General features: G+C 54.8%; 7 protein-coding genes and 1 pseudogene. 4 read left to right on the top strand and 4 right to left on the bottom strand.

Annotation, left to right across the window (positions count from 1 at the left end; genetic code table 11):
• Nucleotides 1-118: pseudogene (locus tag DWB67_RS18535) on the top strand (IS5/IS1182 family transposase); the annotation flags it as partial.
• A 452-nt stretch (nt 119-570) separates the two neighbouring features.
• Here the strand turns inward: DWB67_RS18535 and DWB67_RS17425 are convergent.
• From DWB67_RS17425 to DWB67_RS17410, 4 genes are all read right to left on the bottom strand, one after another.
• Complete coding sequence (locus DWB67_RS17425; protein ID WP_119808814.1) at nt 571-1,869, bottom strand: type II toxin-antitoxin system HipA family toxin; 1,299 nt, start codon at nt 1,867-1,869, stop codon at nt 571-573.
• Nucleotides 1,869-2,114 (bottom strand): helix-turn-helix domain-containing protein, encoded by a 246-nt coding sequence (locus DWB67_RS17420; RefSeq protein WP_119808813.1) that lies wholly within the window; start codon nt 2,112-2,114, stop codon nt 1,869-1,871. The genes DWB67_RS17425 and DWB67_RS17420 overlap by 1 nt, the downstream gene beginning before the upstream one ends.
• A 215-nt stretch (nt 2,115-2,329) precedes the next feature.
• A complete protein-coding gene (locus DWB67_RS17415) occupies nt 2,330-2,941 on the bottom strand; it encodes an isoprenylcysteine carboxylmethyltransferase family protein (protein WP_119808815.1) in 612 nt (203 codons plus the stop codon).
• 7 nt (nt 2,942-2,948) lie between these two features.
• Nucleotides 2,949-3,506 (bottom strand): dual specificity protein phosphatase family protein, encoded by a 558-nt coding sequence (locus tag DWB67_RS17410; protein ID WP_119808812.1) that lies wholly within the window; start codon nt 3,504-3,506, stop codon nt 2,949-2,951.
• A 111-nt stretch (nt 3,507-3,617) separates the two neighbouring features.
• Here DWB67_RS17410 and DWB67_RS17405 point away from each other — a divergent pair, with 111 nt between their 5' ends.
• The 3 genes from DWB67_RS17405 to DWB67_RS17395 all read left to right on the top strand — a co-directional run bounded on the left by DWB67_RS17405 (nt 3,618) and on the right by DWB67_RS17395 (nt 6,075).
• Nucleotides 3,618-4,274: a response regulator transcription factor gene (locus tag DWB67_RS17405; protein WP_119808811.1), complete on the top strand. Its 657-nt coding sequence runs from the start codon at nt 3,618-3,620 to the stop codon at nt 4,272-4,274.
• A complete protein-coding gene (locus tag DWB67_RS17400) occupies nt 4,271-5,572 on the top strand; it encodes a histidine kinase dimerization/phospho-acceptor domain-containing protein (RefSeq protein ID WP_119808810.1) in 1,302 nt (433 codons plus the stop codon). The genes DWB67_RS17405 and DWB67_RS17400 overlap by 4 nt, the downstream gene beginning before the upstream one ends.
• Before the next feature lie 245 nt (nt 5,573-5,817).
• Nucleotides 5,818-6,075 carry a hypothetical protein gene (locus DWB67_RS17395; RefSeq protein WP_119808809.1) on the top strand — a complete coding sequence of 86 codons (258 nt, stop codon included), beginning with the start codon at nt 5,818-5,820 and terminating at the stop codon, nt 6,073-6,075.
• The last annotated feature ends 500 nt before the right edge of the window (nt 6,076-6,575 follow it).

Genomic DNA, 6,575 nt, shown 5'->3' with positions numbered 1-6,575 from the left:
TGAAAACTACTTCGCAAAGATCAAGGAATTCCGAGGCATAGCAACACGCTATGACAAGACCGATTGCAGCTACACCGCCAATTGGAACCTAGCTGCAGCCCTGATTGCTCCAAGATGAATGTCCACGGGGCCTAGGACCACCTCTGGCTTCAATGCGTTTCATTCAGCACAAGCGACACTTGCCGGAATCGAAACAGCCCACATGATCCGCAATGGCAAGTTCGGAGATAACGGCCCTAGTTCATTGGCACGGCAATATCATTGCCCAAGATGAAGGTTCTAAGGTCGCACTTAGACTTCGAGGAAACCGGAACGTATGGACGCAGAATGTGGCCAGGCTGACCACAAATTTGATGGTGCAATAGGCTTGCCGATATTCAGTTACGCCAGCCTCGCGTTGGTTTCAGAGGGAACAAACGGTAGATAATGCATACGGCAAGCCACTCAATTGTTCGCCGTCTCTAATCTAGCCTTCGATGGCTTCGGCAGGTTGGCAGTGCATTCATGGGACCGAAGAACGTGGCGAGAGCGACAATATTATGGCGATTGCCTTCGTATGAAGGAATATAGTTATCCATCTTTCAAACAAAGGGACGGAAGGCGATCAAGGACGCCTGCGGAAATGATGTGTGCCAGTTCACGCGGAAAATCCGCGGGGAGTCGTTTGATTGTTTCATCAAGCGCAGCGACGACCCGCCCCGCAGTCTTGTCCAGCAATTGCGCTGCCAGCGTGACACCGAAACCTGCGGCCTTGGCACTCTCTTGAAAATGGCGCGGGACAATTTCGTTGATGCGATAGTGAGTGTTGACCGACATGGCAAGGCGCATGCGGTTCTTCCGGATCTGACCGTCATTGACAGCTTTTTGCGCGCTGAGCACATCGTATAGGGGTGTCATCCGAAAGCCGCCCGGGCGCAATGCAAGACTGAAATTCTTGGCATGACCGTCCGTTGCACCCAGAATCCAGAATAATATCTGCGCAAAGAAAAAGCCGCTTTGATCAGCCGATGGATCATCGCTGCCTGACAGCAAGCCGATCGCCTCGGTAATTCCAGGGCCACCATCCATCTGATATTTCTGGCTTGGCGGCACAGATAACGCCTGACAGAAATCTTCCTGTGGCAGGCGGATCAACCGCCCGTCCTTGGTCCAGCGACGGTCAAATCGCGTGATCACAAGGCTACGGACGTTCTCGAAATCCACTATATCGACTTCGGCGACATCCGCCCCCATGGCCCGACAAAACTTCATGCAGAAATATTCGTTTTCGACGCTGTCCGACAAATTGATCCCGTTGGGAAGTATGCCCAATTGTGTCTTCAGGATATGGGTTGTCGGCGTCCCGCCAAAGGGCCTGATCCATTCGCCGTTATGCCGAAGCAAGGCGGTTTTTTCCTGTGCGCCCGCGATTGAAATACGAAAGTTATCATCTTCGTCGATGCCAAGCGGAGCAGTTGCGAGGTTACGCAGCATTGCCGCGATCTGCGCATCGGTGACAACCTCGCCCTCAAGCGCCTCCAAGGCGGCAACCTCGCCCTGAGAGAATTGCAATGCGCCCACGCAGTCGCGACCAATTTTTTCAAGCATGTGCCAGGCATCCGTACCGCCTGCCCTTACGCGCATGGCCACACGCTCTCGGATCGCCTGATTGTCGGGCAGCAGGTTTTCCAGATAGGCAATGACGGGTGCACCCTGATGTGCCCCTTGGCGTAGCGGCAAGGAAAGCGAAATTGGCATTGCATGTTCCCAAGCCAGCCACGCCGGATCATAGGCAAAGCTGATCGCGCCCGAACCGGCAAGACGAAGATGCCCCACAAGCCGCCCGTTCAATGAAACCTGCATGGTGGCGCTGTGCGCATGCCGTACCATCAGAAAATATCCTCGATCGCGACTGAACCGCCGCGTTCGGCCAGCCGGAATTCAAGGCCAAGGGCCGCCATAACTGTCAGCAGGGTTGCAAGCTTGATCCCCGTGTCGCCATTTTCCAACGAGGAAATCGTCGCCACCCTCAGGTTGGTGCGTGCACTGACATCCCCTTGGGTCCAGCCACGTGCCTTGCGTGCCTCAAGAATGGCATTCCCGATCTGGCCGGCTGTTCTGACGGTGATTTCCATAAAACCCCTCTTTTACGCCACAGCGTAAACGTGGTACATTTACGCTGCAACGTAAATTATTACAATTTACGCTGTGGCGTAACATATAGATCCCTATGTGAGGGGGATATTGCCATATGTATGTTCGGTAAAACACAGCGCCTTTGATACCATTTGTATCAATCAGGCTTACCGGACCGCGCTTGAACGCCTGATCCAAGCATCAGCGCCAGCCGTCAGAACAGCGCAATCGACGGGAAAATCTGCAATGCAGCAATCCACCTGAAAAGTTCCGCAAGGGGAATAAGGCTTATGAAAACCAAAGCGTCTGCGGCATTACGTGACAGGGTTCCAACGTCGACAGTCACCCGTTCAGAGGTGCGGAACAAGCGCCATGCGGGCAGCATTCGTGGCACCTGCGCTGCATAGAGGCAAAAGCGGCCTCCGAACGTCTCGCTCAGGAACCGTTCCTCTCGGGCGGCTGTCATCGACATAATAAAGAACGCGGTGCCGCCCAGACAAAGCGCCAGCGTCACACTGCCCAGCATCAAGCCGAACCCCGTCACACCGATCGTCGAAAACAGATAAAGCGGATGGCGGCAGATCGAGTATGGCCCTTCTTGCATCAGAACGGCATTCTTGCGCCCCCCGATATAGAGTATGGCCCAGAACCGTCCCAAAATCGCCACGAAGATGGCCAGAATCCCTACCGTCTCTAATGCCATGCCACCGGTCATGCCCCAACCTGTGCGGGTGAAGATCACCAGCGGCAGCAGGCTTGCAAAGATCACGCGAAGGGCGGCGATCCTGATCTTCTGGTTAAAGGGTCTGGAAATCGCGACTGTCATGATGGCCTCAGGATTCATAGCCAAGCCAGCCTTCCAAAGCTTCCCAGCTTTGATCGATCGGCCAGGCTGCGGTATAGGGAACAGAAATATGGCCATAGCGGATCGAGATCTGGCTCTCGGCCAGATCCTCACCCATGCCATAATCGGCAAGATAAAGCGCCGAGGCGAGCCCCGTACGATCGGAACCCGACTTGCAGTGGATCAGCAAAGGCTTTGGCGCCTTGCGCAATAGCGCGATCAGCGCAGCAGCCTCGGTACGGTCAAGGCCTTTGCTGGCGGACATTCCAAAGTCGTAATGCGCCAGACCCAGTTCGCCGGATGCCGCCAGTTCCGCGTCATACCACGGGGTACCGACATGGGTGCCGCGCAGGTTGATCACGCTACGGATGCCGGTTTGCCTGACCCATGATATCAAATCATATTTGTCGGGCTGCGCCGAACGATAGGCGTCGCCTTCAAGGACTGGATGGAAATTACCACCAATTTGAAGTTGGGCCAGATAGCCGACCGGTACAACAAGACACAGAAATCCGGCAAGGGCCGTGCGGCGCAGTAAAAGTTTCATCGGCAATATCCATATAGCTGTGCCCCCTGATGACCGACAAAGCTGACACGGACCTGAACGCACTGGAGTTTTCCACACCACCCAGCCTATGATCGCCCGCAAGGAGAAATTATGCGGATATTGCTGATCGAAGATGACGCAGGGATCGGGTCGGCTGTACGAGATCAGATCGCAGCAGACGGGCATCTGGTCGATTGGGCCACCGATCTGGCAGATGCCCGTGCCTTTCTGCCGATGGTCGCCTATGACCTTGTGCTGTTGGACATGATGTTGCCCGACGGTACCGGCATCGCGCTGCTTCGCGACCTACGGCAGCAGGGATTAACAACACCTGTCATCATCCTGACTGCGATGGATCGTATCACGGATCGTATTGACGGGTTGAACGCGGGTGCGGATGATTATCTGGTAAAACCGTTCGATCTGTCAGAACTGTCAGCCCGCATCGGTGCCGTGGCACGCCGCTATACCGGCAACCCGAACCCGCAGCTACGGATCGGCAGCTTTGCGTTAGATATGGCGCAGCGGCGGGTGGACGGAACACAGGGCGTCATCGATCTGAGCCAGCGCGAGTGGATTATTCTGGAAGCACTGCTGCAAAACCGTGGCAATATCGTTGCGAAATCCCGCTTGGAAGACCGGCTCTATTCATTCGACGCCGAGGTCGAGAGTAATACCATAGAAGTCTATGTTAGCCGTTTGCGCAAAAAGCTGGGGCGCGACAGCATCGAAACACTCCGCGGTCTGGGCTATCGGGTCGCCCGATGAAGCCACGCAGCCTGCGCCGCGACCTGTCACTTGGCATCGGATTGGGCCTGACCCTGCTGTGGCTTCTTGCCATGACCGGCACCACATTGGTCGTACGCGAGGAGCTGGACGAGGTCTATGACAGCCTTATGGAGGAAACGGCACACCGATTGTTGCCAATGGCCTTACAACAGACCCGCCAACCACCCCCTGCAAAATCCGAGGTTCTGCTGACATGGGTTCTGCGGGATATTCATGGAACAATCATCCTGCGCTCGGGCGGGGCGAGCGATGCGATGTTTGACATGACGCCCGAAGACGGCTTCAGCACAATCGGCGATTTCAGACATTTCACGCGCAGTCTGAACAGGTACAGTCTTGACGTAGCCAGCCCATTACAGGAACGGCGCGAAGCTGCGCGGGGCATCCTGCTTGCTTTGCTGGTTCCCGCCCTTATCCTTCTGCCGCTGTGTCTGATAGGCGTGGCTTGGTTCACACGCCGAAACTTCCGCAGCGTTGATACCCTTTCAGCCGAGGTTTCGGACCGCGCTCCAAGCGACCTGCAACCGCTGATCACCAAAGGTCTTCAAACAGAACTGCTGCCGATCCGCGACGCTGTGAACCGGCTGATGCAGACGTTGGACACTGCTATCACAGCCGAGCGCGCTTTTTCAGCCAATGCCGCGCATGAACTTCGCACCCCGATCGCCGCAATCTTGGCCCATGTCCAACGATTATTGGCAGAAGCGCCTGATGGCCCTGTCCATGACCGCGCCAGCATCGTCGAGGTCGAGTTGAAGCGCACCACCCGTCTGGTCGAAAAACTTATACAACTTGCGCGGGCTGAAAGCATATCAAGCCTTGGGGCCGAGGCCGTTGACGCCACCCGCATCCTACGGATGATTGCCAATGACTACCGCGCACCGCTGCAAGTTCCGGATGATGCTGTTATGGTTCACATGGACGCGGATACGCTGGCCATTCTGGCCCGCAACCTGATCGAGAATGCCGTTGTTCACGGGCGCAATGTAGAGGTCAACCTGTCCCGCGACGGCTGGCTGCGCGTCGTGAACGAAGGGCCGGTCATTTCGCCGCAAATCCTTCCAAACCTGACAGAACGCTTTGAACGTGCATACTCCCGCAAAGAAGGATCAGGACTGGGACTGGCAATCGTTTCGGCCATCACCCGCAGCAATAGCCTATTATTGAACTTGTATTCGCCCGCAAATGGCCGCGCAGACGGTTTCGAGGCGGGCGTACGTCTGCCCTTGTCAAAGACTAATGTCGACGTAACCTCTTGCAAGGTACCAGACTCATAACTTTGCAATGTCGATGGCTTTGATGATGTAACCGCCCCCCGACAGCATTTGTGTACCAAGGTGGGTCTTTAAGGATCCACAAGGGGGAGAAGTTACATCATCAAAGCCGTGCAGTTTTCGAATAGGCACCCTACTCCATAGGGCCTTTTCGAGATCAGATGGCAGAACCCCGTACGACCATGTTTTGCTGCAAGCGGAACCTGACCTAGGTTCCAGTGTTCACCCTGATAAGCAGGAGTGAACAGATGATAAACGATACATCTACCGCAACAGAGGGTCGCATTCTGGCCCATCGCCGTATTTTAGCTCGGTTGATTGCGACACTGCCGCAAGAAACTAGATATGATATTATGCAGTGGATAGAACAACGAGAAGTGATGCGCGACGGTCAGGAAGACCCCGGAGCGGTTCCAACCGATGGTAACGCGTTTGAATTGGCGATTGCAGATGAGTTTAGTCGTATAGCCATAATTGCGAAAGACCGAATTTCGGAGCCGGACTGATAAGCTAGTTATACGTTAGCAGTATCATCACCATTTTCTGCTAAAGCATTCGGCTAAGGTATTAACTGCTAGAAATATTCAGTGCTTACATTGCGCTGTTCTATTAATCCGGCCGTATGAGCCACGCAAATTTCAACAATCCTAGCAATTGTGTTTATCAACCCGCCTGATGCTTTCAATTCTCACCGGTTTTGAGGATCGTGTTTGCGATTGTGATTAACATGTGCGGCTCGCTACGCTCTTTCAGTCGTTCTGCAACAGGCCTCAGCGGCGGGTTGTGGCATACGGCGGCAGGTGCGGCTTGGAAGAGGACGTGTCGTATTTTGCCTCAACCTTCAGCAATTGCCGGCTTTGCCTGCAGAGGTGGTCGTAAGAATTCTGACCAGTTGCTAGAGAGGTGGTCGCAGGAATTCGGACCAGTTGCTAAGCTTTAGCGATTGACGAAGGACTGACCTGAGATGACGAAACGAAAGCGCTATTCTGCGGAGTTCAAGGCGAAG

The organism is Paracoccus sp. JM45, assembly GCF_003590715.1.
In the GTDB taxonomy this organism is placed as follows: domain Bacteria; phylum Pseudomonadota; class Alphaproteobacteria; order Rhodobacterales; family Rhodobacteraceae; genus Paracoccus.
The sequence above is the reverse complement of the archived record's forward strand: the minus strand, read 5'-3'. Positions and strand labels throughout refer to the sequence as shown.

Excerpts from the sequence above, each read along its gene's own strand:
- DWB67_RS17425 (WP_119808814.1), bottom strand. The coding sequence starts at position 1,869 with ATGGTACGGCATGCGCACAGCGCCACCATGCAGGTTTCATTGAACGGG.
- DWB67_RS17420 (WP_119808813.1), bottom strand. The coding sequence starts at position 2,114 with ATGGAAATCACCGTCAGAACAGCCGGCCAGATCGGGAATGCCATTCTT.
- DWB67_RS17410 (WP_119808812.1), bottom strand. The coding sequence starts at position 3,506 with ATGAAACTTTTACTGCGCCGCACGGCCCTTGCCGGATTTCTGTGTCTT.
- DWB67_RS17400 (WP_119808810.1), top strand. The coding sequence starts at position 4,271 with ATGAAGCCACGCAGCCTGCGCCGCGACCTGTCACTTGGCATCGGATTG.
- DWB67_RS17395 (WP_119808809.1), top strand. The coding sequence starts at position 5,818 with ATGATAAACGATACATCTACCGCAACAGAGGGTCGCATTCTGGCCCAT.
- DWB67_RS17405 (WP_119808811.1), top strand. The coding sequence starts at position 3,618 with ATGCGGATATTGCTGATCGAAGATGACGCAGGGATCGGGTCGGCTGTA.
- DWB67_RS17415 (WP_119808815.1), bottom strand. The coding sequence starts at position 2,941 with ATGACAGTCGCGATTTCCAGACCCTTTAACCAGAAGATCAGGATCGCC.